The sequence below is a fragment of the Streptomyces sp. WMMC1477 genome (genome assembly GCF_027460245.1).
GTDB lineage: Bacteria > Actinomycetota > Actinomycetes > Streptomycetales > Streptomycetaceae > Streptomyces.
In genome coordinates this window covers 5,133,183-5,159,961 of the sequence record NZ_JAPZBD010000003.1, presented here as the reverse complement: position 1 = coordinate 5,159,961, position 26,779 = coordinate 5,133,183, and the positions used below count along the sequence as shown (strand labels likewise).

Below are 26,779 nucleotides of genomic sequence, written 5' to 3'. Positions count from 1 at the left end.
CGTCACGGCCGGTCCGGCCTGAGGTGAGCACCACCGGGGCGCCCCGGGGCCGGGTTCCCGGTCCCGGGGCGCCCCGGCGCCGTCACAGCCGCACGAGGACCTCGTCCAGGCTCTTGCGGCTCAGGTCCGGCACCCGCGCGTCCGGGGCCGGGTAGCCGACGGGGATGACGTAGGCGGCGCGCTCCTCGGCCGGGCGCTCGCACACCTCGTTCAGGAAGCGCATCGGGCTCGGTGTGTGGGTGAGGGTGGCCAGGCCCGCCTGGTGCAGCGAGGCCAGCAGGAGTCCGACGGCGATGCCGACGGACTCCTTGGTGTAGTAGGGCCGCGGCGTCCGCGGCCCCTTGTGGACCTCGAAGACGACGATCACCACCGGGGCCTCTTCCAGGAACGGCTTGCGCCAGTCGGTGCCCAGGGGCGCCAGCGCCTCCAGCCACTCCGCGGAGGCGCGGCGCTCGTAGAACTCCCGCTCCTCCTCCTCGGCGGCCTCGCGCAGCCGCCGCTTGCGGTCCGGGTCGGTGATGACGACGAAGCGCCAGGGCTGGACGTGGGCACCGCTGGGCGCCGTCGCGGCGGTACGGATCGCCCAGTCGACCACGGTGTCGGGAACGGGCCGGGAGTCGAAGTCCCGCACGGTGCGGCGGCGGGCCATGACGGCGTGGAAGGCACGGCTGCGGTCCGCCGCCTCGTGGGCGGGGACGGTCATCGGCCGCAGCGGCACCGTCGGGTGAGCGGCATGCGCACTGGTATGGACCATAGATGGCAGCACAGCACAGTTCCCGGCCCCGCGTAAATCCCTTGCACACCCCCGGGGCCGCCCCTACCTTCTACCTCGGCCGTGATGTCGTCGATCGGAGAAGGCCGTTGCTCGTCTGAGGTCGGAAGACACCGTGTGCACACCGGCGTACCCGCGTTCCGGGTCGTCGGCGCCGTCCGGCGCGTGCCACGGGTGCGACCTCGGAGGCGAGCCCGCCTGACGCTCCTCTCCCGGCCTCTCCCCCTCCTGGCCCGGTCCGCGGTGTCTTCCCCACGTCGTCCACCGCTCCCCCGCGACTCTCTCGCACGGCTCCCAGGAGACGCCTATGTCTACGTCACACCTGTCGTCCACCGCCCGGACCAACCTGTCGATCACGGCCTCCGGGCTGGCGTTCGCCTGGCCCGACGGCACCACCGTCTTCGACGGCCTCGACCTTCTCTTCGGCACCGGACGCACCGGACTGATCGGCCGCAACGGCTCCGGCAAGTCCACGCTGCTGAAGCTGATGGCCGGTGTCCTCGAGCCCACGGCGGGGTCGTTGCGCCTCGTCGGCGAGGTCGGCTACCTGCCCCAGGACGTCACACTGGCGACGGGGCTGCGGGTGGACGAGGCCCTCGGCATGGCGGAGCGCCGCGCCGCCCTGCACGCGATCGAGTCCGGTGACGCGCGCGAGGAGCACTTCACGGTCCTCGGCGACGACTGGGACGTCGAGGAGCGCGCCCGCGCCACGCTGGGCTCGCTCGGCCTCAGCGGCGTCCAACTCGACCACACGATCGGCGAGATGTCCGGCGGCGAGTGCGTGCTCCTCCGGCTCGCCGCGCTCCTGCTGCGCCGCCCCGACGTGCTGCTCCTGGACGAGCCGACCAACAACCTCGACCTGACCGCCCGGCAGCGGCTGTACGAGGCCGTCGACGGCTGGTCGGGCCTGCTCGTCGTCGTCAGCCACGACCGCGAACTGCTGGAGCGCGTCGACCGGATCGCTGATCTGGACGACGGCTCGGTACGCCTCTACGGCGGCGGGTACTCGGCCTACGAGGAGGCCCTGGCCACCGAACAGGCGGCCGCCGAGCGGATGGTGCGGGTGGCCGAGGCCGACGTCCAGCGGCAGAAGCGGGAGTTGACCGAAGCCCGGCAGCATCTCGCCGCCCGGGACCGGTACGCGAAGAAGATGTACGCCAACAAGCGCGAGCCGCGAGCCGTCATGCGGATGCGGGCACGCACCGCGCAGGTCTCGGCGGGCAAGCACCGCATCCTGCACGAGCAGCGGCTCGCCGAGGCCCGGGAGCGGCTGACGGAGGCGGCCGGGCAGGTACGGGAGGACAAGCGCATCCGGGTGGACCTCCCCGCCACCGCCGTGCCCCCGGCCCGGCAGGTGCTCACCCTGCGGGAGGTGGCGCTGCGCTGCGGCGTCCGGGCCACGTTCGACATCCACGGGCCCGAGCGGATCGCCCTGATCGGGGCGAACGGCGCGGGCAAGTCGACGCTGCTGCACACGATCGCCGGACGGCTCCCCGCCGCCGAGGGGACGATCACGACCCAGGTCCCCGCACGGCTGCTGCCGCAGCGCCTGGACGTGCTGGACGAGGAGCTGAGCATCGTCGAGAACGTGACGCGGCTGGCTCCCCGGGCCGGGAACAACGGCGCCCGCGCCCAGCTCGCCCGGTTCCTCTTCCGGGGCCGGCGGGCCGACCAGGTCGTGGGCACGCTCTCGGGCGGCGAGCGCCTCCGGGCCACCCTCGCGGCCCTCCTGCTCGCCGAGCCGGCCCCGCAGCTCCTGCTCCTGGACGAGCCGACGAACAACCTCGACCTCGCCTCCGTCGAGCAGCTCACCACCGCACTGGAGGCCTACCGCGGCGCGCTGGTCGTGGCCGGACACGACCTGCCGTTCCTGCGCTCCCTGGGCATCACGCGCTGGCTCCGGGTGGACGGGGAGGTGCACGAGGTCGACCCGGCGACGCTGGACTGAGCCCTGTCCGGACAAGTGACCGCGCTCGCCCCGCCGGAAGCCCTTCGACTCCGGTGGGGCGTGCGCGCCAAAAATCTTGGTCAGGCGTCCACTTTTCGCATCCCTGAGGGTTACCTGCAAGTACCCCCCGCTGCTTTCATTTCCGGCACCGTCCCCACACCTTCAAGGGAGTTCACCGTGCCGAAGCGCCTGCGGCTACGCCCCACCCGGTCGGCGGCCGTCGCCACCGCCGCCGTCGCCGCCACCCTCGCGGCCACCGTGTCCCCGGCCACCGCCGCCCCGACAGCCTCCGAGTCCCCGCATCTGCGGGTGCTCACCTACAACGTGTTCCTCATGAGCCAGAACCTCTATCCCAACTGGGGCCAGGAGCACCGGGCGACCGAGATACCGAAGACCGGCTTCTTCCAGGGCAACGACGTCGTCGTCGTCCAGGAGGCCTTCGACAACGCCTCCTCCGGCACGCTCATGAACGGCGCCGCCGCCGAGTACCCCCACCAGACACCGGTGCTCGGCCGCTCCCGCGACGGCTGGGACGCCACCGGCGGCTCCTACTCCGCCACCACCCCGGAGGACGGCGGCGTCACCATCCTGAGCAAGTGGCCGATCGTGCGCCAGGAGCAGTACGTCTACGCTGACGGCTGCGGCGCCGACTGGTGGTCGAACAAGGGCTTCGTCTACACCGAGCTGGACGTGAACGGCACCCCGGTGCACGTGGTCGGCACCCACGCCCAGTCCACCGACGACGGCTGCGACGCGGGCGAGCCCGCCCAGGTGCGCAGCCGCCAGTTCCGGGAACTCGACGCCTTCCTGGACGCCAAGGACATCCCGGCCGGTGAACAGGTCGTCGTCGCCGGTGACTTCAACGTGGACAGTCACAGCGCCGAGTACGCGAACATGCTGGCCGACGCCGGTCTGGTGGACTCCGACAGCCGGTCGGGCCTCACGTACTCCTTCGACACCGAGCGCAACTCCATCGCCGCCTACCGCTACCCGGACGACCCCAAGGAGCACCTGGACCACGTCCTGTACCGGGCGGGCCACGCCCGTCCGGCGGACTGGAACAACCACACGGTCGACGAGCGCACCGCCCCGTGGACCGTCACGAGCTGGTGGGTCTCCTACACCTACGACAACCTCTCCGACCACTACCCGGTCATCGGCTCCTGAGCCCCACCGTCTGACCCCACCACCACGCGTCCGGGCGCCCGGCACCCACCGGCCCGCCCGGACGCGTGGCCCTCACGCCGCGCCGGCCTCGGCTATCGGGGGGCGGCACGAACATCGACGGGGCCGGGGCCGGTCAGTTCTGACGCCGGCGGTCGTCCGGGACGACGACGCGTCCCTTCTCGTTGAAGGTAACCGGCTCGAAGGTGCGGAAGCCGAGAGCGGCCAGGGCTTCCACACACCGATGGCTGATCGGGCGGTCGTTGGACTGGCTGCGGCCGATAGCGCGGTAGACCACTTGACGTGGTGGCCACCACCGGCCGTCGATCTCGACGGCGTAGGTGAAGATGGGGTCGGGTGCGATCCCGATCGTGGCAGCTCTGATCTGCTCAGCGGTGATGAGGACGGGTTCCTGTCCGGGGACGGGAACGGTCGCGGTGGGTTCGGTCGCCATAGCGGAACTCCTCGTACAGGTGGTTGCCGGCCGGGGGCAGGCTCGGTGTCCACCGAGGCCCAGGCCAAGGCCCGTTCAGATCGTCGCAATGTCCGTCGCCTGCCTCGATGCGGATGTGTACCTACCCCGGCGACGACGGCAGCGCACGAGCCCGACGACGGCCAGGAACGGTACCCGCCCCGGAGCCTTGGCGCACTACCAGGGTGCGGCCGTCAACCGAGAAGGGGCACCGGCTGGCCGGGCTCGTCGAGCCAGACCCGCTGGGCGTCGCGGTCGACGGACCGGCCGAACCGGTCCCGGCCCGGCCGGTCCCGGGACTCCCACCAGCGACAGGCCGCCTCGGCCTCGTCCCACAGCCGACGGGGCCCGTACTGCTCGACCTCGAACACGCTCCGGCCGGGCACGTACTCGACCGTCGCCCACGACGCCGGCCCCGCGCCTCCACGTCCGCCACCTCCGCCACGTCCGCCACGTCCGCCACGTCCGCCACGTCCGCCACGTCCGCCACGTCCAGCGTGAACCCGTGGCGTTCTTCGCACCTTTGCGGAACATCGTCGAGTCGGCTCCGTCCTCGCGATGATGGAGGACGCCGACCCGGCCAGGGTCGCCCTCATGTGCGTGTTCCACGACACGCAGGAGACCCGCGTCTCCGACATCCCGCACATCGGCCGCCGCTACCTCACCGCCGCGTCGAACGAGCAGGTCACCACCGACCAGCTCGCGGACGCGCACCCCAGCGTCCTGCCGGAATCGCCCGCGTGTTCTCCGAGTATGAGCACGGCGACGGCCTGGAGGTCATCTGCGCCCGCGACGCAGACAAACTCGAATGTCTCATTCAGGCCGTGGAGGGCAGTGCGGGTCCCCTCTGAGGCGGCATGCCGGACTGCGGACGGCTTCACAGTTCTGGTGAGACAGCAATAGTGTTGAACGATGAGCAGCATGACCGTCGACGAGCTGGCCGCGCGCGCGGGTGTCACCGTGCGCACGATTCGTTTCTACAGCACGCGCGGTCTGCTCCCGCCGCCGGAGATCGGGCCGAGGCGGGTGGGGCGGTACGGTCCCGACCACGTGTCGCGGCTCGCGCTCATCGAGGAGCTGCAGAGCCAGGGCATGACGCTGGCGGCGATCGAGCGGTACGTGCAGCGGCTGCCGGAGGGGCTGAGCGCGGCGGAGCTGGCCATTCACCGTGCCCTGGTGGCGTCCTGGATGCCGGACACGGCGGACGAGGTGACCCGGGAGCAGCTGGAGCGGCGGTGCGGGCGGGCGCTGGCCGACGCGGACGTGGAGCGGCTGGCGGCGATGAGCGTGCTGGAGCGCACGGACGACCCGGGGGTGTTCCTGGTCGACCCGGGGCTGCTGCACCTGGGCGTGCAGTTGCTGGACGTGCCGTTCTCGCTGGAGTCGATCACGGCTGCCCGGGCGGTCGTCGTCGAGCACGCCCGGGGGGTGGCCCGGGAGTTGAGCCAGCTGTTCCGGGACGAGGTGTGGGAGCCCTACCGGGCCTCCGGGCCCGCCCCGGACGAGGTGGAGCGGATGAAGTCGCTGTCCGCGCACATGCAGCCGGTCGTCGTGCAGGCGCTGCTGACCGCGTTCCAGCGCTCCCTCAAGGCGGAGCTGCGGGGCGCGTTCCCCGGGGAGCGCGCCCCGCAGCTCGGGCCCGCGGCCGCACCGGCCACGGACGACGGCAAGGACGACGAGGACGTCAGTCGCTGAAGCGTTCGCCCTTCTCGGCCTTGGCCAGCAGGAGCGCCGGCGGGGCGAAGCGCGGGCCGTAGCGCTCGCTCAGCTCGCGGGCGCGGGCGACGAAGCCGGGCAGGCCGCCCGCGTAACCGTTGATGTACTGCAGGGCGCCGCCCGTCCAGGGCGGGAAGCCGATGCCCATGATGGAACCGATGTTGGCGTCCGCGACGGTGGTGAGGATGCCCTCCTCCAGGCAGCGCACGGTGTCGAGCGCCTCGGAGAAGAGCATGCGCTCCTTCATGTCCTCGAAGGGGACCTCGGGCTGCTCGCCGCCGGGGCGGCCGAAGTGCTCGCGCAGGCCGGGCCACAGGCGGGTGCGCCTGCCGTCCTCGTAGTCGTAGAACCCGGCGCCGCCGCTGCGGCCGGGGCGGCCGAACTCGTCGACCATGCGGTCGATGATCCGCTCGGCGGGGTGCTCGGGCCACTGAAGCCCCTCGGCCTCCAGCGCGGCGCGGGTCTCGTTGCGGATCTTGCGGGGCAGGGTGAGGGTCAGTTCGTCCATGAGGGAGAGCACTTTGGCGGGGTAGCCGGCCTGGGCGGCGGCCTGCTCGACGGAGGCGGGCTCGATGCCCTCGCCGACCATCGCCACGCCCTCGTTGAGGAACTGGCCGATGACGCGCGAGGTGAAGAAGCCGCGGGCGTCGTTGACGACGATGGGCGTCTTGTTGATCTGCCGGACCAGGTCGAAGGCGCGGGCGAGGGCCTCGTCGCCGGTCTTCTCGCCGCGCACGATCTCGACCAGGGGCATCTTGTCGACGGGCGAGAAGAAGTGCAGCCCGATGAAGTCGCTCTCGCGCTCGACGCCCTCGGCCAGACCGGTGATGGGCAGGGTGGAGGTGTTGGAGCACAGGAGCGCGTCGGGCTCGACGAGGTGCTGGATCTCCTGGAAAACCTTGTGCTTGAGCTCGGTGTTCTCGAAGACGGCCTCGATGACGGCGTCGCAGCCCGCGACGTCGGCCGGGTCGCCGGTGGGAGTGATGCGGGCGAGGAGGGCGTCCCGCTTCTCCTGGGTGGTACGCCCCCGGGCGAGGGCCTTGTCCACCAGGCCGACGGAGTAGTCCTTGCCCTTCTGGGCGGCCTCCTCCGAGACGTCCTTGAGGACGACGTCGATGCCGGCCTTGGCGCAGGAGTAGGCGATCCCGGCGCCCATCATGCCGGCGCCGAGCACGGCGACCTTGCGGACCGTGCGCTCGGGGACGCCGCCGGGGCGGCTGGCGCCGGAGTTGACGGCCTGGAGGTCGAAGAAGAACGCCTGGATCATGTTCTTCGAGGTCTGGCCGATGACGAGTTCGGTGAAGTAGCGGCCCTCGATGAGCTCGGCGCCCGCGAAGTCGACCTGGCTGCCCTCGACGGCGGCGGCGAGGATGTTGCGCTGGGCCGGGTAGGGCGCGCCGCCGGTCTGCTTCCTCAGGTTGGCGGGGAAGGCGGGGAGGTTCGCCGCGAACTTGGGGTGTGCGGGCGTGCCGCCGGGGATCTTGTAGCCGGGGGCGTCCCAGGGCTGCTGTGCCTCGGGGTTGGCCTCGATGTAGGCGCGCGCCTGGGCCAGCAGGTCCTCCTCGGAGGTGGCCAGTGCGTGCACGAGCCCCTTCTCGCGTGCGGCGGCCGGGACGTGCTGCTGGCCCTGGAGGAGGACGTTCAGCAGCGCGTCGGCGATGCCCAGCAGCCGCACGGTGCGCACGACGCCGCCACCGCCGGGGAGCAGGCCGAGGGTGGCCTCGGGCAGGCCGATCCGGCTGCCGCCCACGTCCAGGGCGACGCGGTGGTGGCAGGCGAGGGCGATCTCGTAGCCGCCGCCGAGGGCGGTGCCGTTGATGGCCGCGACGACGGGCTTGCCCAGGGTCTCGATGCGGCGCAGATCGCGCTTGATCCGCAGGCCCGTGTCCATGACCTCCCGGGCCGTCTCCGGCGTGGCCTGGATGAGCAGGCGCAGGTCGCCTCCGGCGAAGAACGACTTCTTGGCGGAGGTGATGATGACGCCGCGGACGGAGTCGCGCTCGGCCTCCAGCCGGTCGGCTACGGCGGACAGGGACGCGGTGAAGGCCGCGTTCATCGTGTTGGCGGACTGGTCGGGGTCGTCGAGGGTGAGGGTGACGATGTCGTCGGCGTCTCGGTCCCAGCGGATCGTCGAGGACGTGGGCTCGGGCATGGCGGTGGGTCTCCAGGGGTGTGTCGGGTCCGGGCGGGGCGCGGGGCGTCAGAGGCGTTCGACGACGGTGGCGATGCCCATCCCGCCGCCGACGCACAGGGTGGCCAGCCCGTACCGCTGGTCGCGCCGCTCCAGTTCGTCGACGAGGGTGCCGAGGATCATGGCGCCGGTGGCGCCCAGGGGGTGGCCCATGGCGATGGCTCCGCCGTTGACGTTGACCTTGTCCAGGCTGAGGCCCATGTCGCGCACGAAGCGCAGGACGACGGCGGCGAAGGCCTCGTTGATCTCGACGAGGCCGATGTCGTCGATGGTCAGCCCGGCCTTGGCGAGCGCCTTGCGGGAGGCGGGCGCGGGGCCGGTGAGCATGATCGTCGGGTCGGCGCCGGAGACGGCGGCGGACAGGATGCGGGCGCGCGGGGTGAGGCCGTAGCGGCGCCCGGTCTCCTCGTTGCCGATCGCGACCAGCGCGGCACCGTCCACGATGCCGGAGGAGTTGCCCGCGTGGTGGACGTGGTCGATCTGCTCCACCCAGTGGTATTTCTGCAGTGCGACGGCGTCGAAGCCGCCCATGTCGCCGATGGTGGCGAAGGAGGGCTTCAGCTTCGCGAGGGAGTCCGCGGTGGTGCCGGGGCGGATGTGCTCGTCGTGGTCGAGGATCGTCAGCCCGCTGCGGTCCGTCACGGGGACGACCGAGCGGGCGAAGCGCTCCTCTTTCCAGGCCTCGGCGGCGCGCTCCTGGGAGAGGGCCGCGTACTCGTCCACGTCCCGGCGGGTGAAGCCCTCGACGGTGGCGATGAGGTCGGCGCCGATGCCCTGCGGCACGAAGCCCGTTTCGAGGTTCGTCATCGGGTCGGCGAACCAGGCGCCGCCGTCGCTGCCGATCGGCAGCCGCGACATGGACTCCACGCCTCCGGCCAGCACCAGGTCCTCCCAGCCGGAGCGCACCTTGGCGGCGGCCATGTTGACGGCCTCCAGCCCGGAGGCGCAGAAGCGGTTCTCCTGGACGCCGGCGACGGTGTCGGGCAGTCCGGCGGCGATGGCGGAGATCTTGGCGATGTCGGAGCCCTGGTCGCCGTGCGGGCTGACGACGCCGAGGACGACGTCGTCGATCGCGGCCGGGTCCAGGTCCGGGAAGCGGGCCCGGATCTCGTGGATCAGGCCGACGACGAGGTCGACCGGCTTGGTGGTGTGCAGGGAACCGTTGGCCTTTCCGCGCCCACGCGGGGTACGGATGGCGTCGTAGACGAACGCTTCGGTGCTCACGGTGCGGCCTTTCGGTGGTGAGTGAAGGTGCGGGAGCCGGGGCGCACGCCCCGGAGATCGGGCGGTCAGCCGAGGAGGGAGCGACCGATGATCTCCTTCATGATCTCGGTGGTGCCGCCGTAGATGGTCTGGATGCGGCCGTCGGTGAAGGCGCGGGCCACCGGGTACTCCAGCATGTACCCGTAGCCGCCGTGAAGTTGCAGGCAGCGGTCGGTGACGCGCTTCTGCAGCTCGGTGGACCACCACTTGGCCATGGACGCGTGGACGGCGTCGAGCGCGCCCTCGGCGTGCTCCCGTATGCAGCGGTCGACGAAGCTGCGGGTGACGGCGCACTCGGTGGCCATCTCCGCGATCTCGAAGCGGATGTGCTGGAGACGGGCCAGCGGGCGGCCGAACGCCTCGCGCTCCTTGACGTAGGCCATGGTGGTCTCGAGGAGGTGCTCGGCTACGGTGATCGCGGCGACCGCGATGGCCATGCGCTCCTGGGCCAGGTGCGTCATCAGGTGGACGAACGCGCCGTCGAGTTCGCCGAGGAGGTTCTCCTTGGGCACTTCGACGTCGCGGAAGAACAGCTCGGCGGTGTCCTGGGACTTCTGGCCGATCTTGTCGAGGTTGCGGCCGCGTTCGAAGCCCTCCATGCCCCGTTCGACGACCAGCAGGCTGAGGCCCTTGGCGCCGCCCTCCGGGGTCGTCTTGGCGACGACGACCACCAGGTCGGCCAGGATGCCGTTGGAGATGAACGTCTTGGAGCCGTTGAGCAGCCAGTGGTCGCCACGGTCCTCGGCGGCCGTGCGGATGCCCTGGAGGTCGGAACCGGCCCCCGGCTCGGTCATCGCGATGGCGGTGATCGTCTCGCCGCTGCAGAAGCCCGGCAGCCAGCGGCGCTTCTGCTCCTCGGTGGCGAGGCCGAGGAGATAGGGCCCGATGATGTCGTTGTGCAGGCCGAGGGCGAGACCGGAGGCACCGCACTTGGCGAACTCCTCGGCCATGACGGCGCTGAAGCGGAAGTCCGGCTCGCCTCCGCCGCCGTACTCCTCCGGCACGGCCATGCCCAGCAGGCCCTGCCGCCCCGCGGCGCGCCAGGCCTCGCGGCTGACGATGCCCTCGCTCTCCCACGTCTCGTAGTGCGGCGTGACCTCCTTGGCCAGGAACGCCTTCACCGTCTCGCGGAACGCCTCGTGTTCCGCGGTGTAGATCTCGCGCTGCATGCTGCTCCTGCCGCTGCTCAGGTCGGAATGGCGAGGGTCGCGGGGTCGATGCCCCAGTCCCGGGCGACGGACTCGGTGTCGGCGCCGGGCTGTGCGGGTGCGGTGCGCACGGCACCGGGGGTGCGGGAGAAGCGGGGCGCGGGGGCGGGCTGGGTGATCCCGGAGTGCTCGGTGAACGTCCCGCGGGCCGCGAGGTGGGGGTGGGCGGGCGCTTCCCGGAGCGAGAGCACGGGGGCGACGCAGGCGTCGGAGCCGGCGAAGACCTCCGTCCACTCCTCGCGCGTGCGGCTGCGGAACCGCTCGGCCACGGCCGTGCGCAGGGCGCTCCAGGTGCCGACGTCGGAGCGGTCGGCCGTCTTCTCGTCCAGCCCCAGGAGCCGGGTGAACTCGGCGTAGAAGCGCTCCTCCAGGGCGCCCACGGCCATGTGGCCGCCGTCCGCCGTCTCGTAGACGCCGTAGAAGGGGCTGCCGCCGTCGAGGAGGTTCACCCCGCGGGCGTCCTGCCAGGCGCCGGCCGCGAGCATGCCGTGCAGCATGGCCGTCAGGTGGCTGGCGCCGTCGACGATCGCGGCGTCCACGACCTGCCCCTCGCCGTGCTCCCGGGCATGGTGCAGCGCCGCGAGGACGCCGACGACGAGGTAGAGGGAGCCGCCTGCGTAGTCCCCGAGGAGGTTCGCCGGGAAGTGCGGCGGGCCGTCCGCGGCACCGCTGAGGCCCAGCGCCCCGGTGAGGGCGAGGTAGCCGATGTCGTGGCCGGCGCGCGGGGCGAGCGGCCCGTCCTGGCCCCAGCCCGTCATCCTCCCGTAGACGAGGGCGGGGTTGCGCCGCAGGCACTCCTCGGGGCCGACGCCGAGCCGCTCGGCGACGCCGGGCCGGTAGCCCTCGATCAGGACGTGGGCCCGCTCGACGAGGCCGAGCACGGCCTCCCGCCCGGCGGCGGTCTTGAGGTCGAGGACGACGGAGCGCTTGTTGCGGCCGGTGACGTCGCGGCCGGGCTCGATGCCCAGCCCGGGCCCGCCGGGGCGGTCCACCCGTACGACGTCGGCCCCCAGGTCGCCCAGGAGCATGGCGGCGAACGGGCCCGGCCCGATGCCCGCCAGCTCCACCACGCGTACCCCGGTCAGCGGTCCCGTTCCGCCGCGCTCCCGCATCAGGCCCCCAGCCGTATGACACAACTGATGTAACACCGACGATGTTAAGAACGTGTTCTCGATTCCACAAGCCCCGCAGGCCAAGGGATTACCGACGGGTACAGGCCGCGGAACCCGGCGGGCGGGCGGCCCCGTCAGCCGTCCAGTTCGGCGAGGAACCGCTGGGGGGCGACGGCCCGGTAGCTCTCCTCCGCCCAGTCGCACAGCAGCTCCGCCCCCGGCGCGCCGCGCGCGTCGAGGGGCAGGGCCACCCAGCCCGAACGCCCCAGCCCGTACCCGGCGGGCGCGGCCCCGGGGCAGCTGAGCGCGTGGGCGTGGGCCAGCTCGTCGGTCAGCTTCACCGTCAGACCCGGCGGCTGCCCGCCCTCCTCAGCCTCGAGGAACACGAACACCTTCCGGTCGACCTTCACCACGCTCTCGCCCCACGGGAACTCCTCCACCGCACCGGGGAGGGTGAGCGCGAACGCACGCACCGCTTCCCGCACCGCCATTGGATCTCCGGCTGTCTTGGCCATACGGTCACGGTAGACGCGGCCAGCGACGTCCGCCCGCCCCGAACGCCCACCCCGAACCGACCGGCCCAGGAGGCCACGTGCCCGCCACCCACGACCTCGTCCTCTACGGCGCCACCGGCTTCACCGGCCGGCTGACCGCCCGCTACCTCGCCGAGAACGCCCCGGCCGACTGCCGGTGGGCGCTCGCCGGGCGGGACAAGGCGAAGCTGGCCGCCGTCCGCGCCGAGCTCACCGCGATCGACCCGGCCCTGGCCGAGCTCCCCCTGCTGCACGCGGACGCCGCCGACCCGGAGTCCCTGCGCGCCCTGGCCGCCGACACCCGGGTCGTCATCAGCACCGTCGGGCCCTACCTGCGGTACGGCGAGCCGCTCGTCGCCGCCTGCGCCGCCGCCGGGACCGACTACGTGGACCTCAGCGGCGAGCCCGAGTTCGTCGACCGCATGTACGTCGCCCACCACGCGACCGCGCGGGAGACCGGAGCCCGCCTCGTCCACGCCTGCGGCTTCGACTCCGTCCCCCACGACCTGGGCGTGCTCTACACCGTCGAGCGGCTGCCCGAGGGCGTGCCGCTGCGCGTCGACGGTTACGTGTGGAGCAACGCCACGTTCTCCGGCGGCACCCTCGCCTCCGTCCTCGGCGCCTTCTCCCGGGTCCCGCAGATGCTGGCGGCCGCCCGGGAGCGCCGGGAGGCCGAGCCCCGCCCCCGGGACCGGCGCGTCCACCTCCCGCTCGGCGGCATCCGGCGTCAGGGCCTCCTGCGCCGCTGGGCGGTACCGCTGCCCACCATCGACACGCAGGTCGTGGGGCGTTCGGCCGCCGCGCTGGACCGCTACGGCCCGCACTTCACCTACCGGCACGCCGCCGTCACCGGGCGGCTGTCGCTCGCTCTGGGCGGCGTCGCGGCCGTGGCGGGCCTCCTCGCACTCGCCCAGGTCCCCGGCGTGCGCCGACGGCTCTCCGCCCGCCTCGCACCGGGGCAGGGGCCGAGCGAGGAGCGCCGCGCCCGCAGCCGCTTCTCCGTCCGCTTCCTGGCCGAGGGCGGCGGCCGGCGGGTGGCCACCGAGGTCTTTGGCGGCGACCCGGGCTACGACGAGACGGCGAAGATCCTGGCCGAGTCGGCGCTGTGCCTGGCCTTCGACACCCTCCCCACGACCTCCGGGCAGGTGACCCCCGCGCAGGCGATGGGCCCCGCCCTCATCTCCCGGCTGCGCGCGGCGGGCCTGACCTTCCGGGTGACCCACACCGGCTGACCGGGCCACACGTCCCCTCCGCCGCGGGACGGCGGGAGCGTCGGGCGGGCGCGGGGCGTCAGCCCGGCGCGGCCTCGGCGGCGCGGGACAGGGCGAGCCTGCACAGGCGGTCCGCCCGCCGGGTCGTCTCGGGCTGCCGGTGGTCACGGGCCAGACGGAGGACGTGGGCACAGGCGGCGTCGAGCGTCGTGCGGTGCCCCACGGAGACGTAGAGCGGCTTCACGCCCTGCCGGGTGCGCAGTGCCGCGCCCACCTCCTCGGCGCCGTCCATGAGCGCGGCCACGGCACCCCGCTCCCGGCCCAGCTCCCCGTGGCGGTAGCCGAAGGGGTTCTTGGCCACGCCGATCGTCGGCAGCCCCGTCAGCACCCCGAGGTGGCTGGCGAGCCCGAACCGGCGCGGATGGGCGAGCCCGTAGCCGTCGCAGACGACCAGGCCGGGGGTGCTCCGCAGCCGCCCGAGGGCGGCCAGCGCCCCCGGCAGCTCCCGGAACGCCAGCAGCCCCGGGACGTAGGGGAAGGCCACGGGCCCCACGGACGTCGCCTCCTCCACGGGCTCCAGCGTGACGGCGTCCAGCACCACCACGGCCGCGGCCACCCGGTTCCGCGCGTCGTCGTAGGCGACGTCGACCCCCGCGACCAGGGTGCCCGGCTGCCCGGGCGCGGGCGCCTCGTCGGCCACCACGACGCGCGACCGCAGGGCACGCTGGACGGCGAGGGCCTCCTCCTCCGAGGCCGGCGTCGTGTGCGTCGCCGCGGCCCCGGTCACGCCGCCCGCCCCGTCACCTCGCCCGCCGGGTAGGCGGGCAGGCCGTGCGGATGCGCCTCGGCCAGCGTCGTCGTCGGGCCGTCGTTCAGCCGGGCGAGCAGCCGGAAGGGATGCCCGGTGCCCACCCGGACCGGCTCGAAGGCCAGGTGGAGCAGGGCGCCGCGCTCGTCGGCGGCCCCGGCGAGCCGGTCCAGCGCCGCCTGCACCCGTGCCCACTCGGGCTTCGGCACGTACTGCCGCATGACCGAGTGCCACACGACGGTCAGGGTGCCCTCGCGCAGCTCGACGCCGTCCAGGAAGTCGCCCGCGCCGAGCGGGACGACCTCGGCGGGCTCGCGCGCCGCGAGCCGGAGCGCGCCCGCGAGCCGCTCGTGACGGGCCGTCTGGTCGGGCCAGACGTAGGACCGCAGGGCCAGGGCGCCGTCCTCGGAGCGGGGGTCGACCGGGGCGAGGTCGCACCCCCGTCGTTCGACGACGTCGAGCTCGGGGTGCCTGCGGGCCGCCCCCGTCAGCCAGGCGGGGGGCGTGCCCCGCCAGGTGCCGGTCAGGTGTACTTCGGCCTCGCGTGGGCCCCAGTCGAAGCCCTCGGCCGTACAGCGGAAGCGGTCGGCCCGGAGCATGAGGCCCGCGCTCGCCCCCAGCTCCAGCAGCCGGATCGGCAGCGGCGTCCGGTCGCTCGCCCACAGCAGCCCGGCGACCAGCAGGTGCGCGCGGCCGACCTCGTTGGTCTGCGGGGCGCGCGACAGCCACGTCCGCACCTCGTCGGGCCGGGAGGCGACGGCCGCGCGGAAGGCCCGCCAGGCGGGCTCGGCCTCGGCCGGGCCGAACCGGCCCCCCGCGCTCGGGTAGTACCGGGCCAGCTCCGGGGCACGGCCGCTCAGGACGAGGGCGTGGACGGCGCCGGCCAGTCGCAGGGCGAGCCCCTGCGGTCCCGCGTCCTCCTCGTGCCCGGCCAGCGCCCGCGCGCACGGCCCTCCGGTACGGACGTCCTCCGCCGCCCGCGCGAGCAGCGCCCCGTACAGCGGCGAGCCCAGCTCGGCGCAGTACCGGCCCTGGAGGGCGACCATGTCCGCCATGTGCTCGCGGGTCATGTGCTCCCGCCTTCCTCTCTCCCGTGGGCCCGCGCCCGGCGGAGGCCCCTTCCCGGCTTCTGCGCCCCGGGGCCGGGGACGCGCCCGGCCCCGGCGAGAGTGCTCAGTGCAGGGCGTGCGGGCCGCCCTTGCCGCCGTCGCGCCGCTTCCGCTCGCCCCGCGGCGCCTTGCGCTCCACCGACACCCCGCCCCAGAAGGCCAGCCCGGTGACGGCGACGCGGACGGCTCCCGGGGCGCCGGTGCCCGAGGCCGAGTGGTCGAAGCCGCCCATGATCCCGACGCCGCCCACGGTGACCTCCGCGTCGTGCGGCACGACGATGTGCACACCGCCCATGATCGCGGTGGCCCGGACGACGACCTCACGGTCCTCGAAACGGGCCTCGCGCAGGTCGATCTCGCCGCCGCCGCACACGGCCACGGCGTTGAACCTGCGGGGTGCCACCCACGGCCCCCTGCGCACGAAGCCGCACATGAGCGCCAGCGCGCTCCGGGAGGTGGGGGTGCCGCCGAAGCGGGCGGCCCAGCCGGCGGCGGGCCGTGCGTCCGGGGCCCGGCCTCCGGACGCCTCCGGGAGGTCCGCCACCAGCGGCTTCAGCTCGCCCCGGGTGCGGGCCTGGTAGACGGCGTCGAGGCGTTCGCCGAACTCGTCCACGTCGAGCCGTCCCTCGGCCATGGCGTCGCGCAGGATCTCGGCGGTCTGGTCGCGTTCCGCATCCGAGGCCCGCACGTCGGGCAGCTCACCGTCCATGCCCGCAGCCTACTCACCCGCACGGCACACCGCGAAGCAACGGTTCTGCGCGCTGGGCGGCCAGCGGCCGCTAGTTCAGCAGGGGTTCGGCGAGGACGGCGACGGCGAGGCCGCAGCCGAGGACGACGGTGGCGACCCGGGTGCGGCCCATGCGGCTGAGGACGATCGCCGTGCCGGAGAGGATCAGGGCGACCCCGTAGAGGCCGAGGGTCACCAGCGAGGGCTCGGCGGCGAAGCGGACGCTCATCGCGGCGGCGACCGCCACCATCACGACGGCGGCGGCGACACCGCGCACCAGGCGCGCCTGTCGTGGCGTCAGCCCGCCTCGGGCGGGAATCCCAGTCTCGGACGCCCCGCCCTCGTCGCCGTTCTCATCCCTGTTCGCGTCGCTGTCCTCATCGATGTGCTCGTCGATGTCGTCGCCGATGACCGTCATAGCTGGAGGGTAATGCTTTCCCCAGGGGTCATGGAGGCCGGGACGATCTTGGAACCGTCCCGGCCCCGTCCGGCCGCCCGCGCGTGCCCCGGTGCCACGACCGCGGGACACTGGGCACATGCCCGAACTGCCCGAAGTGGCGGCCCTCCGCGACTTCCTGGCCGACCGGCTCACCGGCCGGACCGTGGCGGACGTGCGGCCGGTCGCGGTGAGCGTGCTCAAGACGTTCGACCCACCGGTCACCGCTCTGGAGGGCGCCGAGTTCACCAGCGTCGACCGGCACGGCAAGTTCCTGGACCTGGCCGCCGGCGAGCTGCACCTCGTCGTCCACCTGGCCCGCGCGGGCTGGCTGCGCTGGCAGGACTCCCTGCCGCGGACGCCGCCGCGCCCCGGACGGGGGCCGCTCGCCGTGCGCGTACGGCTCAGCGGGCCGGAGCGGTCCGGGTTCGACCTGACGGAAGCCGGCACGCACAAGCGGCTCGCCGTCCACGTCGTGCGCGATCCGGCCGAGGTGCCCGGCATCGCCCGGCTCGGCCCCGACCCGCTGGCCGAGGGCTTCACGCTCGCGGACTTCCGCGCGCTGCTGCGCGGCCGGCGGCACAGGATCAAGGGCGTCCTGCGCGACCAGAGCGTCATCGCGGGCATCGGCAACGCCTACTCGGACGAGATCCTGCACGCCGCCCGCATGTCCCCCTACCGGCTCGCCGCGGAGCTGACGGAGGACGAGACGAAGAGGCTGTACGCCGCGCTCGAGGACACGCTGCGGGACGCCGTCGGCCGGGCTCGGGGGCTGAGCGCCGCCGAGCTCAAGGCGGGCAAGCGGCTGGGCCTGCGGGTGCACGGCCGGACCGGCGAGCCGTGCCCGGTGTGCGGCGGGACGCTCCGCGAGGTGTCCTTCGCGGACTCCTCGCTCCAGTACTGCCCGCGCTGCCAGACCGGGGGCCGGGTCCTGGCCGACCGCCGCATGTCCCGCCTGCTCAAGTGACCGTAGGCTGCGGGGATGACCACCGCGCCCACCCCTTCCCGCCCCGCGTCCGCCGCCCCCTGCACGCTCGTGGTGTGCCGGGGGTGCTGCTGCGGCGTCCCGGCCAAGCACCCCGGCTCCGACCACGCGGGACAGCTCGCGCGGCTGCGCGCGGCGGCCACGGCGTCCCGGGGCCGGATCACGGTGCTGACGTCGGACTGCCTCGGCCCGTGCGACCAGGCCAACGTCGTCGTGGTGCGCCCCTCGCCCGCCGGGCGCCGGGCCGGGGGGCGTCCGGTGTGGGTGGGCTGGGCCATGGGCGCGGACTGCGCGGACGAGCTGCTGGCCTGGGCCGAGGCGGGCGGCCCGGGGCTGGCCGAGCCGCCGCCCGCGCTGGAACTGCAGTTCATCCGGGCGCCGCGGGCGGGCCGGGCCCGCTCCCGCGTCGTCGGGTGACCCGGGGCCGCTCGGTCACCGCCGCCCGCGCGGACCGTGCGTCGGCGCGGGCGGCTCGGGCGGTGCGACGGCACGGAACGCACGCGTCCCCCGGAGCCCGTGGGGTCTCCGGGGGAACGGCCGCGGACGTCCTCGGGTACCGGCGACGGGCCACCCACCGTCGCCCCCGGCCTGCGTCGGGCCACTGGCCCGCGGCACAACGACGGCCGTTCACCCGGCCGGTACCCGTCAACGCACCTGAACGCTGCCTGGGGGCACTCCCGGCACGGGGGCCGCGACCGGGAGCGGGCGGAGGCGCCGCCCTCCGCGACCACACCGGGGGTTCCCGGCGTCGGCAGCGAGCGCGGGGGCGGCTGGCGCGGCTATGAGACATGCGGTGTCCGCCCGGGGCACGGACACCGGGCGCAAGGGGCGCATCGGGACTACTCCAGGTTCCCGGGCGTGGCCGCGGCGGACCTCTCCGCGCGCACACGACGACCACGCTCCGTCACCACCGACGTTAGGACGGTCACCGGTGGCACGCACCTCGCACGCCGCTATCCGTGGCGCACCACCACCCGGACGCGGTCAGTGCGGCGGAGGCGGCACCACGGCGATCGGGCAGTGGGCGTGCAGCAGGACGGCGTTGGTGACCGATCCGAGGAACATCCCGTCGTGCCGCAGGCGGTGCCGGTGCCGGCCGACGACGACGAGGTCGGCGGAGTCGGAGGCGTCCACGAGCCGTCCGGCGGCGTCGCCCGCGGCCACCACCCAGTCGACGTCCACCTCGGCGAAGCGGCCCCGCAGCGCGTGCTCGACGCGGTCGCGCTGGGCCTGGCCCGTCTCCCGGGCCACCTGCGGGCCCTCCGGGTCGGTGAGGTCCATCTGCGAGGCCCCCAGCAGGGCGAGCGTGGAGAACGGCACCGGGTACGTGGTGACGACCTGGAGCTGAGACCGGCGCAGCTCTGCCTCGTGGAAGGCGAAGTCCACGACGGCGTCCACCGTCTCCTCCGGCTCCAGGCCGAGGACGACGCGCCCGGCCGGCTCGGCCGGGGCACCGCGACCCCGCTCGTGGTGCGGCACGACGACGACGGGGCAGGCCGCGTGGGCGGCACAGGCCCGGCCGTTGGAGCCGAGCAGCAGGCTCGCGAAACCGCCCCGGCCGCGCGAGCCCAGGACCAGCATCCGCGCCTGACCGCCGAGTTCGGGCAGGGCCGCGGAGGGGGTCCCGCTCAGCGTGGCGAACCGGATCTCCGGCAGGTCCGCGCGCCCCGCGAGGCGTTCCCGCACCTCCCGGAGCACCGGGTCGTCGTCGGGCGGCGGCGCGGCGGGGGGCGGTTCGGGGGATCCGTGGATGTTCGGCGGCCACGGCCACACGTGGACCACGAGCAGCTCGGCGTCCCGTATCCGGGCGGCCCGGAGGGCCCAGTCCAGCCCGCGCAGGCTGGGTTCCGAGCCGTCGACCGCGGCGATCACCGGCAGAGCTGCCATGACGCACCACTCCCTTCGCCCCTCCCCCAGCGTCCCTCCACCCGGGGGCTCCGTCGAGTGCCGCGCCCGCCGAACGGGTGAGCCTTCCGGCGGGGACGGCCGTCGGGGGCTACTCGGCCCAGGGCAGCGGCGCCTTCCCCTCCTGCCCCGCCGCCGTCACGCGACCGCCCGCGGGCATGCACACCAGGGCCCGGGCCGGGCCGCCGAGGGCGGTGACCCTGCGGTCCACCCCGGCCGGGAGGACCACCGCCTCCCCGGCCCGCACCACCAGCGCCCGGCCTCCCTCCCCCTCCACCGTGAAGGCGCCGGAGAGCGGCATCCACACCTGTTCCCGGTCGACTGCGTGCACGGGCGTCCCCTTGCCCTCCTCGAACTCCGCCCGCCAGGTGCTCAGTTCCACGCTGCCCCGGCTGGGCGCGGCCAGCGTGGCCATCCTCCCGTTCGGTGTCGTCGTCGTGCTCCGCTCGGTTTCCGTCACCACGAACATCTGGACCTCCCACATGTGTAAAGCTTCTTTACTCGACCTGAGTAAAGAAGCTTTACACATGCGTGTCAAGATGACGACATGACGACCCGGGACCCGCTCGAAGACACGGAGCTGACCCTCCTCCTCGGCCTGGCCTTCCAGTCCGTCCTCACGGAGTTCACCGCGCGCCTCGAAGCGGCCGGACACCACGGCCTCCGCCCCGTCCACGGCATGCTGCTCCAGGCCCTGAAGGCGTCCCCCGCGACCAGCACGGAGCTGGCCGACCACCTGGGCGTCACCAAACAGGCGGCCGGGCAGATCGTCGACGGCCTCGAACGCCGCGGCTACGTCGAACGCCTTCCCCACCCGGCCGGCGGGCGCCGGAAGCTCGTCGCCCTCACTCCGCGCGCCGAGGAGCACCTCCGCGTCGCCGGACAGGTTCTGCACGAACTGGAGGCCGAACTCGCCGACCGGCTGGCCGGGGCGGGGCTCGACCTCCCCCGCACCGAACTCGCCGCGATCGTCCGCGGTCTGTCCGGTGAGCGGGTGCCGCCGCTCCGGCCGGGCTGGTGAGCCCGTCGTCACAACCCGCCGGGCCGGGCCGCCTCGTCCGCGCACCGATGCGGCCGCTCCTCGCCCCGCCCCGTCGACACCGGTGGCCGGGCGAGCGGCCACGGAGCCGGGAACTCGGCCGACTTGCATATTCGGTGCGAATATTCTCGACACTGAATGCTCATTTACGAGCTCTTCCGTTCAAAATCGTTCGCAAACCCCAACTTCTTCCTGACGTTCCGTAGGCTCGCGGTCACCGGTCCCCCGAACGGGGGAATACAGGGAGGACGCTGCGGCGCCCGGAATCGACGCATGCCTGAGCATGGCCATGGACGTGCCGGGGGCGCGCGGGGCCGCCGTCGTCGACTGGATCAGCGGGTTGGCCCTCGGAACCGCCGGTGACTCCCCGACGGGGGATCACGAGGTGACCGCCGTCGAGGCGGCGGAGCTGGCCCGGCTGGCCGCAGAGCACGGGGCCTTCGGCGCCGGCGCGGACGGTGCGCCCGCGGTCGAGGACGTCATCGTGACCACCGCCGGGGGTCACCACCTCCTGCGGTTCGCCCGGGCCCTGCCCGGCGAGACCGTGTTCCTGCACCTGTGGATCGACGCGGAACGCGGCAACCTCGCACTCGCCCGGATCCGCCTGCGGGACATCACCGACCGGCTGGTGGCCGCATGACGCCGACGGCCGAGCGGATCCTCGGCGAGCTGTCCGCCGACCGGGCCACCGGAGCGCTGACCGGTCCCGGAGGGACCCTCTACCTGCACGAGGGCGAGATCGCCTACGCGGAGAGCCCGCTCGCACCCGGCGTCGAAGCCCTCCTGACCGCCGAGGGACGCGTCGCACGCGCCGCGTGGCAGCGTGCCGCGGCCCGGCAGGGCCCCCGGCGCACGATCGCCCGCCGGCTGGTGGAGAGCGGCAGCATCCCCCGGGGCGAGCTGGAGATCCGGTGCGTTTCCGCGCTCTTCGACGCGGCCTACTTCGTCCTGGCGCCGGAGTCGGACGGTGGCCCGGGCCGCTTCCGGCCCGGGGCGGAGCACTGGCTGGGCGCCGTCCGCCCCGTGGCAGCGGCGGTGCTGGCCCGGGAGATCAGGCGCCGCAGACGACTGCTCGAGGACCTGTGGCCCGGCCCCGGGATCGACACCCGGCCCGTGGTGATCCGGCCCGGCGGCACCGCCCGGGTCAGCCCCCGGCAGCGCGCCGTGCTCACCGCCGCGGACGGTTGCCGTACCCCCGCCGAGATCGCGCGCCTGCTGGGCCGGCCGGCCTTCCACACGCTCGTCGACATCCGCAGGCTCGCCGCCGCGGGGCATCTCGCCCCCGGCCCGGAGCCGCCCGACGAGCCGGCTCGGGCGCCGCGGTGGGTGACCGACATCTCCGCCGGTTCCGGAGCGGACGACATCGCCCTCCTCCGGCGGATTCGCGACGGATTGGAGGCACGCCTGTGAGACCCCGGGTTCCCCCTGCGGCCCGGCCCCCGGATTCATGAGGCGGTGGCGCAGACAACGGGCCGAAAGGAGACAACTGATGACGGTCGAGCCGGAGATCCTCGAGGTGCTCCGCGGGCTGCGGGCCCGGGTGCCGATGGCGAGCGGGGCTATGGCGGCCAGCACGGACGGACTGGTGCTGGCGCAGGCCTGCGACGAGGTGGAGCCCGAGCCCGCAGCCGCGCTCACCGCCGCCGCCCTGGGCGTCGCCCTGCGGCTCGCCGAGAGCGGATCGTGCGGCGACTTCCGGGAGTTGGTGGTCCGTGGCGACCTCGGCTACGTCGCCACCTACGCGGCGGGACCGTCGGCCGTCCTCACGGTCTGGGCGGGGCCGCAGACCAACGTGGGCCGCCTCCACATGGAGGCACGCCAGGCGGGCTCCCGCGTGGCCCGACTGCTCCAGGGAGCCCTCGACCGCGCGGCGGCCTCCGTGGCGACGACGAAGGACCGACCGGACCGCGGACCGCGGCGCCGTTCCCCACACCCCAGCCAGGAAAGCGAGAAGTGAGCATGGCGGACACCGAAGCCGCACTGAAGGAAGCGATGACGACGATCGAGGGGGCCGTGGGTGTCGCCCTGGTCGACTACGGCAGCGGCATGGCCCTGGGCACGGCGGGCGGAGGCAAGCACCTCGACCTCTCGGTCGCCGCGGCCGGCAACACCGACGTGGTGCGGGCCAAGCTGCGCACGATGGAGATGCTGGGGCTCAACGAGTCCATCGAGGACATCCTGATCACCCTGGGAGGCCAATACCACCTGATCCGGCTGATGACCGGGCGGGGGAACTCGGGGCTCTTCCTCTACCTGGCACTCGACCGGGCCCGGGCGAACCTCGCCATGGCCCGCCACCGGCTGAAGGCGATCGAGGCCGGGCTCGAGGTCTGAGCGATCGGCCGGCGGACCCCGGTCCATGACGGGGTCCGCCGGCCGATCCCGGTCCGTACAACAAGAAGACCCCAGGAATCCTGGGGTCTTTCCCGTGTCCGAGGGGGGACTTGAACCCCCACGCCCGATAAAGGGCACTAGCACCTCAAGCTAGCGCGTCTGCCATTCCGCCACCCGGACCTGGTGCGTGTTCGCGGGGACAACGATACCAAGGATTCCGGGGTGCTCTCACCAGGGTTCACCTGCACCGTCACGACGTGGGACCGGGAGGCCCGGCGAGGCGGGAGAGCACAGGGTGAACACCGGGGCTCGTGTTGCGGAACCGGTGATCCGTTTTACACCATGAGGGATGGGATACCCGAATGGCGGCGTATGGGAGGGACGACGGCACCTGACCGGGTCCGTGGTCGCGACCGACGCACCCCCGAGGAGGGTTGCTATGAGACGCGCGGTGAGATCCCCCGCCGGGCGGCCCGAGTCACGGCCGGCCGCATCGCCCTCCGAGCCCGCCTCCGCGGAGACGCAGCGGAGGATCTTCCGGGAGGAGTTCGGGCGCGCCAAGGCCGAACTCCGGGAGGAGACGCTGGGAGCGGGCAGGAACGCCCGGGCGATCGGCGGGGCCGTGTTCGCGGGCTACATGGTCGCCTGCTTCCTCTCCCTGACGTTGATGTTCCTCCTGTGGGGCGCCATGGACCTGCGCTGGTCGGCTCTCATCGTGACCGGACTGTGGGCGGTGGTCGGCCTCGTGCTGGTCGCCAGGGCACGGGAGCGGTCCTCCGCGAGCTCCCCCGGGGGCGAGGACGGCGGGCGCCCGCCGGACAGGGCGGCCGAGGACGCCGGGGACGCCGAGGAAGGAGGTCCGGCAGGAGCGGGCCGCCCGGCCGACTGAGTGCCGAGGGCCGCCCCGGGGCCGCGATCCGGCCCGCAGGACGCCTGCAAGGGGCTCACCCCGTACCCGACAGAGGGAGTGGATGAAGTGATCACCCGAGACCAGATCCCCGACGTGCTCGACCACCCGGTGTACTCCTCGGACGGCAGGAAGATCGGCGAGGCGAAGCACGTGTTCGTCGACGACGCGACCGGCGACCCGGAATGGGTGACGGTGAAGACCGGCGTCTTCGCGTCACACGAGACGTTCGTACCGATACGCGAGGCGCAGGCGGTCGAGGACCACCTGGAGGTGCCCTACTCCCGGGACACGATCAAGGGCGCCCCCCAGGTCGGCGTCGACACCGGCGGTCACCTCTCCGAGCACGAGGAGCACCGGCTCTACGACCACTACGGCCTCGAACGGGGCGCTCCGCGGAGCCGGGCCGGCGGGCCGGGTGAGGGCGCGGCCGCGGGCGCGGCCGGGACCGGGGCCGCCGGAGCGGTGGCTGGAGCGCGCGGACGCCACCGCCGAGGCGCCCCCGAGGCTCCCGGGGACACCGGAACGCCGGGGGCACCGGGGATGACGGGACGCGAGGGGCTGAGGGGCCGCGAGGGGCCGGGGCCCGTGGAGCGCAACAAGATGCAGGACGCCGAGCGCGGCGACCCCCGTGCCCGGGAGGGCATGCGGACCGGCGCGGCGGAGGGCCCCGCGCGGCGGCCGGACGCCGCGGCGGAGCGCAGGGGCACGACGGAGCGGGGCACGGAGAACGACTTCCTGACCCGCTCCGAGGAGCACCTCAACGTCCACACCGAACGCCGCGAGTCCGGGCACGCCCGGCTGCGCAAGTACGTGGTGACGGAGGAGGAGCAGATCTCCGTGCCGATCCGCCGGGAGCGGGTCCGCCTGGAGCGTGAGCCGATCACGGAGGCCAACCGCAAGGCGGCGACGGCCGGATCGGACTTCGCCGAGACCGAGTACGAGGTGACGCTGCACGAGGAGCGGCCGGTGGTGGAGAAGCGGGTCGAGCCGGTGGAGCGGGTGCGCCTGAGGGTCGAGGAGACGACGGAGAACCGGACGGTGCGGGGGCGGGTGCGCAAGGAGCGCATCGACGCGGAGTCCGACACCATCGACGAGCAGGGCAGGAGGCACGGCAACCCGAAGCTGTGACGCGGCGGGGCGCGTCCGGTGACCCGGTGGCGGGGGGGGGGGTGTGCCTCCCCGCCACCGGTGTGCCGGCGGGCTCAGGTGCGTCCCTCGTCCTCCTGGGCCTCGGCCAGGGCGGCGCCGGCCTCCGGGGCGGTGGCCATCCAGTCGGCCTCGACGACGTCGAACCCCGCCTGCCGGTAGGCCGCGCAGACCTCCGCGTCGTCGTCGACGGCGACGGCGACGGTGCGGGCTGCGGCGAGCTCCCGGAGCAGCTGGAGCTTGGCCTCACGGGCCGGGCGGTAGTCGCGGTCGCCGCGCATCCACAGCTCGCCCGTGGGCAGTCCGTGCCGGGCGAGCCAGCGCACGGTGTCGCGGCGGCAGCGCTCGGGGCGCCCGGTGACGTAGCCGAGGTCGCACTCCTCGGCCCACCGCAGCGCGAGCTCCACCCCGTCCGTCAGGGGCGGATCCTGCGGGGCGGCCCGGAGGAAGGCGTTCCAGTTCTTCGGCCGCCCGGTGAGGTAGTGCAGGCGGTGCCGGGCGTCGCTGAGGGTGCCGTCGAGGTCGAAGACGGCGACCGGGCGGAGGTGATCGGCCATGCCGCGAGCCTACGGCGTGGACCCGGGGCCCGCGTGCCGTGCCGGGCGGCGGGCGGCCGGGGCGGTCATCCGGTGCCGCCGCGGCCTGTCGAAGCGCCCGCTGCGGACCGGTCTGGCCCGGCCCTCTCGGGGCGGTCCGGGGCCCCGGCGACCTCCTCCGCCGGGACGCGGCGGGCGATACGGCGGGCGATGACGGCGCAGACCACGAGCTGCGCCTGGTGGAACAGCATCAGCGGCAGCACGGCGAGGGCGGCCTCGTCCCCGAACAGGACGGCGGCCATGGGCAGTCCGGCCGCCAGCGACTTCTTCGACCCGGCGAAGACGATGACGGTCCGGTCCGCCCGGCGGAAGCCGAGGGCCCGCGAACCCCAGGCGGTGAGCGCGAGCATCACGGCCAGCAGCACGATTTCGACGGCGAGGAGGCCGGCCAGGCGCCAGGGCGGGAGATGCTGCCACACGCCCTCGGTGACGCCCCGGCCGAAGGCGGCGTAGACGACGAGCAGGATGGCCCCGCGGTCGGCGAGGCCGGTGGCCCCGCGGTGCCGGGCGACGAGGCCGCCGACGCGGCGGCGCAGCAGTTGGCCGGCGAGGAACGGCGCGAGGAGCTGGAGGGCGATGGCCGTCAGACCGTCGGCCGAGAGGCCCCCGCCGGCGCCGGAACCGATGAGGAGCCCCGCGAGCAGCGGGGTGAGGAGGATGCCGAGCAGGCTGGAGTAGGTCCCGGCACAGATCGCGGCGGGGACGTTGCCGCGGGCCATCCCCGTGAAGGCGATGGAGGACTGGACGGTGGACGGCACCACGCACAGGAAGAGCAGCCCGCGGCCCAGCTCGGCGCTGAGGACGTGCGGGACGACGAGGGCTCCGGCGGCCAGGCCGAGCAGCGGGAAGACGAGGAAGGTGCAGGCCAGGACGGTGAGGTGCAGCCGCCAGTGGCGTAGCCCGGCCACGGCCTCGCGGGGGGCGAGACGGGTGCCGTAGAGGAAGAACAGCAGCCCGACGCCGACCTGTGCGGCGACGCCGACGGCCTCGGCTGCCGACCCCGTGGCCGGCAGCAGCGCCGCGAGGACGACGGTCCCGGCGAGCAGCGCGACGAACGGGTCGAACAGTCGGGCGAGGCGGTGCATGGCGGTCATGGAACCAGAGCGCGCCCGCCCGCCGGGGTGCCGTCCGCAGGAAGAGACGGGAAGCGTGAAGGCGCGGTGGCGATCTGCTGGAGGAACGTCGCGCGGCGGC

The 26,779-nt window shown here is 74.0% G+C and carries 30 protein-coding genes and 1 tRNA gene; 14 read left to right on the top strand and 17 right to left on the bottom strand.

Annotation, left to right across the window (positions count from 1 at the left end; all coding sequences use genetic code 11):
* Positions 1-82: 82 nt before the first annotated feature.
* Complete coding sequence (locus tag O7609_RS22610) at positions 83-754, bottom strand: nitroreductase family protein (RefSeq protein WP_269735159.1); 672 nt, start codon at positions 752-754, stop codon at positions 83-85.
* Between the two features lie 325 nt (positions 755-1,079).
* Here O7609_RS22610 and O7609_RS22605 point away from each other — a divergent pair, with 325 nt between their 5' ends.
* Together O7609_RS22605 and sph are read left to right on the top strand one after the other, a co-directional pair.
* The gene (locus tag O7609_RS22605; RefSeq protein WP_269744139.1) at positions 1,080-2,720 is read left to right on the top strand and encodes an ABC-F family ATP-binding cassette domain-containing protein; all 1,641 of its coding nucleotides are present in this window, start codon (positions 1,080-1,082) and stop codon (positions 2,718-2,720) included.
* Positions 2,721-2,897: 177 nt separating this feature from the next.
* Entirely contained in the window at positions 2,898-3,887 is a 990-nt protein-coding gene (gene sph, locus O7609_RS22600; protein WP_269744138.1) for a sphingomyelin phosphodiesterase, read from the top strand.
* A gap of 133 nt (positions 3,888-4,020) precedes the next feature.
* On the opposite strand, the gene O7609_RS22595 is transcribed toward sph, so the two are convergent.
* Positions 4,021-4,338 (bottom strand): hypothetical protein, encoded by a 318-nt coding sequence (locus O7609_RS22595; RefSeq protein WP_269735162.1) that lies wholly within the window; start codon positions 4,336-4,338, stop codon positions 4,021-4,023.
* Between the two features lie 212 nt (positions 4,339-4,550).
* Positions 4,551-4,742 carry a hypothetical protein gene (locus O7609_RS22590; protein WP_269744137.1) on the bottom strand — a complete coding sequence of 64 codons (192 nt, stop codon included), beginning with the start codon at positions 4,740-4,742 and terminating at the stop codon, positions 4,551-4,553.
* A gap of 172 nt (positions 4,743-4,914) precedes the next feature.
* Here O7609_RS22590 and O7609_RS22585 point away from each other — a divergent pair, with 172 nt between their 5' ends.
* Both O7609_RS22585 and O7609_RS22580 read left to right on the top strand, forming a co-directional pair.
* Positions 4,915-5,259 (top strand): hypothetical protein, encoded by a 345-nt coding sequence (locus tag O7609_RS22585; RefSeq protein ID WP_269744136.1) that lies wholly within the window; start codon positions 4,915-4,917, stop codon positions 5,257-5,259.
* A 9-nt stretch (positions 5,260-5,268) separates the two neighbouring features.
* Positions 5,269-6,051, top strand: coding sequence for a MerR family transcriptional regulator (locus O7609_RS22580; protein ID WP_269735165.1), 783 nt, complete (start codon positions 5,269-5,271; stop codon positions 6,049-6,051).
* Here the strand turns inward: O7609_RS22580 and O7609_RS22575 are convergent.
* The 5 genes from O7609_RS22575 to O7609_RS22555 all read right to left on the bottom strand — a co-directional run bounded on the left by O7609_RS22575 (position 6,041) and on the right by O7609_RS22555 (position 12,361).
* Positions 6,041-8,224, bottom strand: coding sequence for a 3-hydroxyacyl-CoA dehydrogenase NAD-binding domain-containing protein (locus O7609_RS22575; RefSeq protein WP_269744135.1), 2,184 nt, complete (start codon positions 8,222-8,224; stop codon positions 6,041-6,043). The two genes, O7609_RS22580 and O7609_RS22575, sit on opposite strands and share 11 nt — an antisense overlap.
* 48 nt (positions 8,225-8,272) lie before the next feature.
* On the bottom strand, positions 8,273-9,487 hold the full coding sequence (locus tag O7609_RS22570; protein WP_269735167.1) for an acetyl-CoA C-acetyltransferase: 1,215 nt from the start codon (positions 9,485-9,487) through the stop codon (positions 8,273-8,275).
* Between the two features lie 65 nt (positions 9,488-9,552).
* Positions 9,553-10,695 (bottom strand): acyl-CoA dehydrogenase family protein, encoded by a 1,143-nt coding sequence (locus O7609_RS22565; RefSeq protein WP_269735168.1) that lies wholly within the window; start codon positions 10,693-10,695, stop codon positions 9,553-9,555.
* A gap of 17 nt (positions 10,696-10,712) precedes the next feature.
* Entirely contained in the window at positions 10,713-11,846 is a 1,134-nt protein-coding gene (locus tag O7609_RS22560) for a CaiB/BaiF CoA transferase family protein (protein ID WP_269735169.1), read from the bottom strand.
* 134 nt (positions 11,847-11,980) lie between these two features.
* Positions 11,981-12,361 (bottom strand): MmcQ/YjbR family DNA-binding protein, encoded by a 381-nt coding sequence (locus tag O7609_RS22555; protein ID WP_269735170.1) that lies wholly within the window; start codon positions 12,359-12,361, stop codon positions 11,981-11,983.
* 77 nt (positions 12,362-12,438) lie between these two features.
* Here O7609_RS22555 and O7609_RS22550 point away from each other — a divergent pair, with 77 nt between their 5' ends.
* Positions 12,439-13,611: a saccharopine dehydrogenase family protein gene (locus tag O7609_RS22550; RefSeq protein WP_269735171.1), complete on the top strand. Its 1,173-nt coding sequence runs from the start codon at positions 12,439-12,441 to the stop codon at positions 13,609-13,611.
* 58 nt (positions 13,612-13,669) lie between these two features.
* Here the strand turns inward: O7609_RS22550 and O7609_RS22545 are convergent, their stop codons facing one another.
* The 4 genes from O7609_RS22545 to O7609_RS22530 all read right to left on the bottom strand — a co-directional run bounded on the left by O7609_RS22545 (position 13,670) and on the right by O7609_RS22530 (position 16,652).
* Positions 13,670-14,377 carry an endonuclease V gene (locus O7609_RS22545; RefSeq protein ID WP_269735172.1) on the bottom strand — a complete coding sequence of 236 codons (708 nt, stop codon included), beginning with the start codon at positions 14,375-14,377 and terminating at the stop codon, positions 13,670-13,672.
* Complete coding sequence (locus O7609_RS22540; RefSeq protein ID WP_269735173.1) at positions 14,374-15,468, bottom strand: DUF2332 domain-containing protein; 1,095 nt, start codon at positions 15,466-15,468, stop codon at positions 14,374-14,376. Before O7609_RS22540 ends, O7609_RS22545 begins: the two co-directional genes overlap by 4 nt.
* Before the next feature lie 103 nt (positions 15,469-15,571).
* Entirely contained in the window at positions 15,572-16,216 is a 645-nt protein-coding gene (locus O7609_RS22535) for a DUF1707 SHOCT-like domain-containing protein (RefSeq protein WP_269735174.1), read from the bottom strand.
* Between the two features lie 70 nt (positions 16,217-16,286).
* On the bottom strand, positions 16,287-16,652 hold the full coding sequence (locus O7609_RS22530; protein ID WP_269744134.1) for a hypothetical protein: 366 nt from the start codon (positions 16,650-16,652) through the stop codon (positions 16,287-16,289).
* Positions 16,653-16,770: 118 nt separating this feature from the next.
* Here O7609_RS22530 and O7609_RS22525 point away from each other — a divergent pair, with 118 nt between their 5' ends.
* Entirely contained in the window at positions 16,771-17,637 is an 867-nt protein-coding gene (locus O7609_RS22525; RefSeq protein WP_269744132.1) for an Fpg/Nei family DNA glycosylase, read from the top strand.
* Between the two features lie 15 nt (positions 17,638-17,652).
* Entirely contained in the window at positions 17,653-18,072 is a 420-nt protein-coding gene (locus O7609_RS22520) for a (2Fe-2S) ferredoxin domain-containing protein (RefSeq protein WP_269744131.1), read from the top strand.
* A 567-nt stretch (positions 18,073-18,639) separates the two neighbouring features.
* Here the strand turns inward: O7609_RS22520 and O7609_RS22515 are convergent.
* Positions 18,640-19,542, bottom strand: coding sequence for a universal stress protein (locus O7609_RS22515; protein WP_269735178.1), 903 nt, complete (start codon positions 19,540-19,542; stop codon positions 18,640-18,642).
* Positions 19,543-19,651: 109 nt separating this feature from the next.
* The gene (locus O7609_RS22510) at positions 19,652-20,044 is read right to left on the bottom strand and encodes a cupin domain-containing protein (protein ID WP_269744130.1); all 393 of its coding nucleotides are present in this window, start codon (positions 20,042-20,044) and stop codon (positions 19,652-19,654) included.
* 63 nt (positions 20,045-20,107) lie between these two features.
* Here O7609_RS22510 and O7609_RS22505 point away from each other — a divergent pair, with 63 nt between their 5' ends.
* From O7609_RS22505 to O7609_RS22485, 5 genes are all read left to right on the top strand, one after another.
* Positions 20,108-20,581, top strand: coding sequence for a MarR family winged helix-turn-helix transcriptional regulator (locus tag O7609_RS22505; protein WP_269744129.1), 474 nt, complete (start codon positions 20,108-20,110; stop codon positions 20,579-20,581).
* A 301-nt stretch (positions 20,582-20,882) separates the two neighbouring features.
* Positions 20,883-21,239 (top strand): hypothetical protein, encoded by a 357-nt coding sequence (locus tag O7609_RS22500; protein WP_269744128.1) that lies wholly within the window; start codon positions 20,883-20,885, stop codon positions 21,237-21,239.
* A complete protein-coding gene (locus O7609_RS22495; RefSeq protein ID WP_269735182.1) occupies positions 21,236-22,009 on the top strand; it encodes a transcriptional regulator in 774 nt (257 codons plus the stop codon). The genes O7609_RS22500 and O7609_RS22495 overlap by 4 nt, the downstream gene beginning before the upstream one ends.
* Positions 22,010-22,088: 79 nt before the next feature.
* Complete coding sequence (locus O7609_RS22490) at positions 22,089-22,556, top strand: roadblock/LC7 domain-containing protein (protein WP_269735183.1); 468 nt, start codon at positions 22,089-22,091, stop codon at positions 22,554-22,556.
* A 2-nt stretch (positions 22,557-22,558) separates the two neighbouring features.
* Positions 22,559-22,933 carry a hypothetical protein gene (locus O7609_RS22485; protein ID WP_269735184.1) on the top strand — a complete coding sequence of 125 codons (375 nt, stop codon included), beginning with the start codon at positions 22,559-22,561 and terminating at the stop codon, positions 22,931-22,933.
* Between the two features lie 95 nt (positions 22,934-23,028).
* On the opposite strand, the gene O7609_RS22480 is transcribed toward O7609_RS22485, so the two are convergent.
* Positions 23,029-23,113, bottom strand: a tRNA-Leu gene (locus O7609_RS22480).
* A 259-nt stretch (positions 23,114-23,372) separates the two neighbouring features.
* Between O7609_RS22480 and O7609_RS22475 the strand changes: the two genes are divergently transcribed.
* A complete protein-coding gene (locus tag O7609_RS22475; RefSeq protein ID WP_269735185.1) occupies positions 23,373-23,822 on the top strand; it encodes a phage holin family protein in 450 nt (149 codons plus the stop codon).
* A gap of 87 nt (positions 23,823-23,909) precedes the next feature.
* Entirely contained in the window at positions 23,910-24,971 is a 1,062-nt protein-coding gene (locus O7609_RS22470) for a PRC and DUF2382 domain-containing protein (protein ID WP_269744126.1), read from the top strand.
* Positions 24,972-25,045: 74 nt separating this feature from the next.
* On the opposite strand, the gene O7609_RS22465 is transcribed toward O7609_RS22470, so the two are convergent.
* On the bottom strand, positions 25,046-25,546 hold the full coding sequence (locus tag O7609_RS22465; protein WP_269744125.1) for a phosphatase domain-containing protein: 501 nt from the start codon (positions 25,544-25,546) through the stop codon (positions 25,046-25,048).
* A gap of 65 nt (positions 25,547-25,611) precedes the next feature.
* A complete protein-coding gene (locus O7609_RS22460; RefSeq protein ID WP_269744392.1) occupies positions 25,612-26,670 on the bottom strand; it encodes a bile acid:sodium symporter family protein in 1,059 nt (352 codons plus the stop codon).
* Positions 26,671-26,779: the final 109 nt, after the last annotated feature.

Bases quoted from the DNA above. Each gene is read 5' to 3' on its own strand.
- O7609_RS22610 (WP_269735159.1), bottom strand. From the start codon at position 754: ATGGTCCATACCAGTGCGCATGCCGCTCACCCGACGGTGCCGCTGCGG.
- O7609_RS22510 (WP_269744130.1), bottom strand. From the start codon at position 20,044: ATGTGGGAGGTCCAGATGTTCGTGGTGACGGAAACCGAGCGGAGCACG.
- O7609_RS22475 (WP_269735185.1), top strand. From the start codon at position 23,373: ATGAGACGCGCGGTGAGATCCCCCGCCGGGCGGCCCGAGTCACGGCCG.
- O7609_RS22555 (WP_269735170.1), bottom strand. From the start codon at position 12,361: ATGGCCAAGACAGCCGGAGATCCAATGGCGGTGCGGGAAGCGGTGCGT.
- O7609_RS22515 (WP_269735178.1), bottom strand. From the start codon at position 19,542: ATGGCAGCTCTGCCGGTGATCGCCGCGGTCGACGGCTCGGAACCCAGC.
- O7609_RS22575 (WP_269744135.1), bottom strand. From the start codon at position 8,224: ATGCCCGAGCCCACGTCCTCGACGATCCGCTGGGACCGAGACGCCGAC.
- O7609_RS22525 (WP_269744132.1), top strand. From the start codon at position 16,771: ATGCCCGAACTGCCCGAAGTGGCGGCCCTCCGCGACTTCCTGGCCGAC.
- O7609_RS22490 (WP_269735183.1), top strand. From the start codon at position 22,089: ATGACGGTCGAGCCGGAGATCCTCGAGGTGCTCCGCGGGCTGCGGGCC.
- O7609_RS22560 (WP_269735169.1), bottom strand. From the start codon at position 11,846: ATGCGGGAGCGCGGCGGAACGGGACCGCTGACCGGGGTACGCGTGGTG.
- O7609_RS22535 (WP_269735174.1), bottom strand. From the start codon at position 16,216: ATGGACGGTGAGCTGCCCGACGTGCGGGCCTCGGATGCGGAACGCGAC.
- O7609_RS22605 (WP_269744139.1), top strand. From the start codon at position 1,080: ATGTCTACGTCACACCTGTCGTCCACCGCCCGGACCAACCTGTCGATC.
- O7609_RS22505 (WP_269744129.1), top strand. From the start codon at position 20,108: ATGACGACCCGGGACCCGCTCGAAGACACGGAGCTGACCCTCCTCCTC.
- O7609_RS22485 (WP_269735184.1), top strand. From the start codon at position 22,559: ATGGCGGACACCGAAGCCGCACTGAAGGAAGCGATGACGACGATCGAG.
- O7609_RS22500 (WP_269744128.1), top strand. From the start codon at position 20,883: ATGGCCATGGACGTGCCGGGGGCGCGCGGGGCCGCCGTCGTCGACTGG.
- O7609_RS22565 (WP_269735168.1), bottom strand. From the start codon at position 10,695: ATGCAGCGCGAGATCTACACCGCGGAACACGAGGCGTTCCGCGAGACG.
- O7609_RS22530 (WP_269744134.1), bottom strand. From the start codon at position 16,652: ATGACGGTCATCGGCGACGACATCGACGAGCACATCGATGAGGACAGC.
- O7609_RS22460 (WP_269744392.1), bottom strand. From the start codon at position 26,670: ATGCACCGCCTCGCCCGACTGTTCGACCCGTTCGTCGCGCTGCTCGCC.
- O7609_RS22595 (WP_269735162.1), bottom strand. From the start codon at position 4,338: ATGGCGACCGAACCCACCGCGACCGTTCCCGTCCCCGGACAGGAACCC.
- O7609_RS22585 (WP_269744136.1), top strand. From the start codon at position 4,915: ATGATGGAGGACGCCGACCCGGCCAGGGTCGCCCTCATGTGCGTGTTC.
- O7609_RS22520 (WP_269744131.1), top strand. From the start codon at position 17,653: ATGACCACCGCGCCCACCCCTTCCCGCCCCGCGTCCGCCGCCCCCTGC.
- O7609_RS22465 (WP_269744125.1), bottom strand. From the start codon at position 25,546: ATGGCCGATCACCTCCGCCCGGTCGCCGTCTTCGACCTCGACGGCACC.
- O7609_RS22540 (WP_269735173.1), bottom strand. From the start codon at position 15,468: ATGACCCGCGAGCACATGGCGGACATGGTCGCCCTCCAGGGCCGGTAC.
- O7609_RS22495 (WP_269735182.1), top strand. From the start codon at position 21,236: ATGACGCCGACGGCCGAGCGGATCCTCGGCGAGCTGTCCGCCGACCGG.
- O7609_RS22580 (WP_269735165.1), top strand. From the start codon at position 5,269: ATGAGCAGCATGACCGTCGACGAGCTGGCCGCGCGCGCGGGTGTCACC.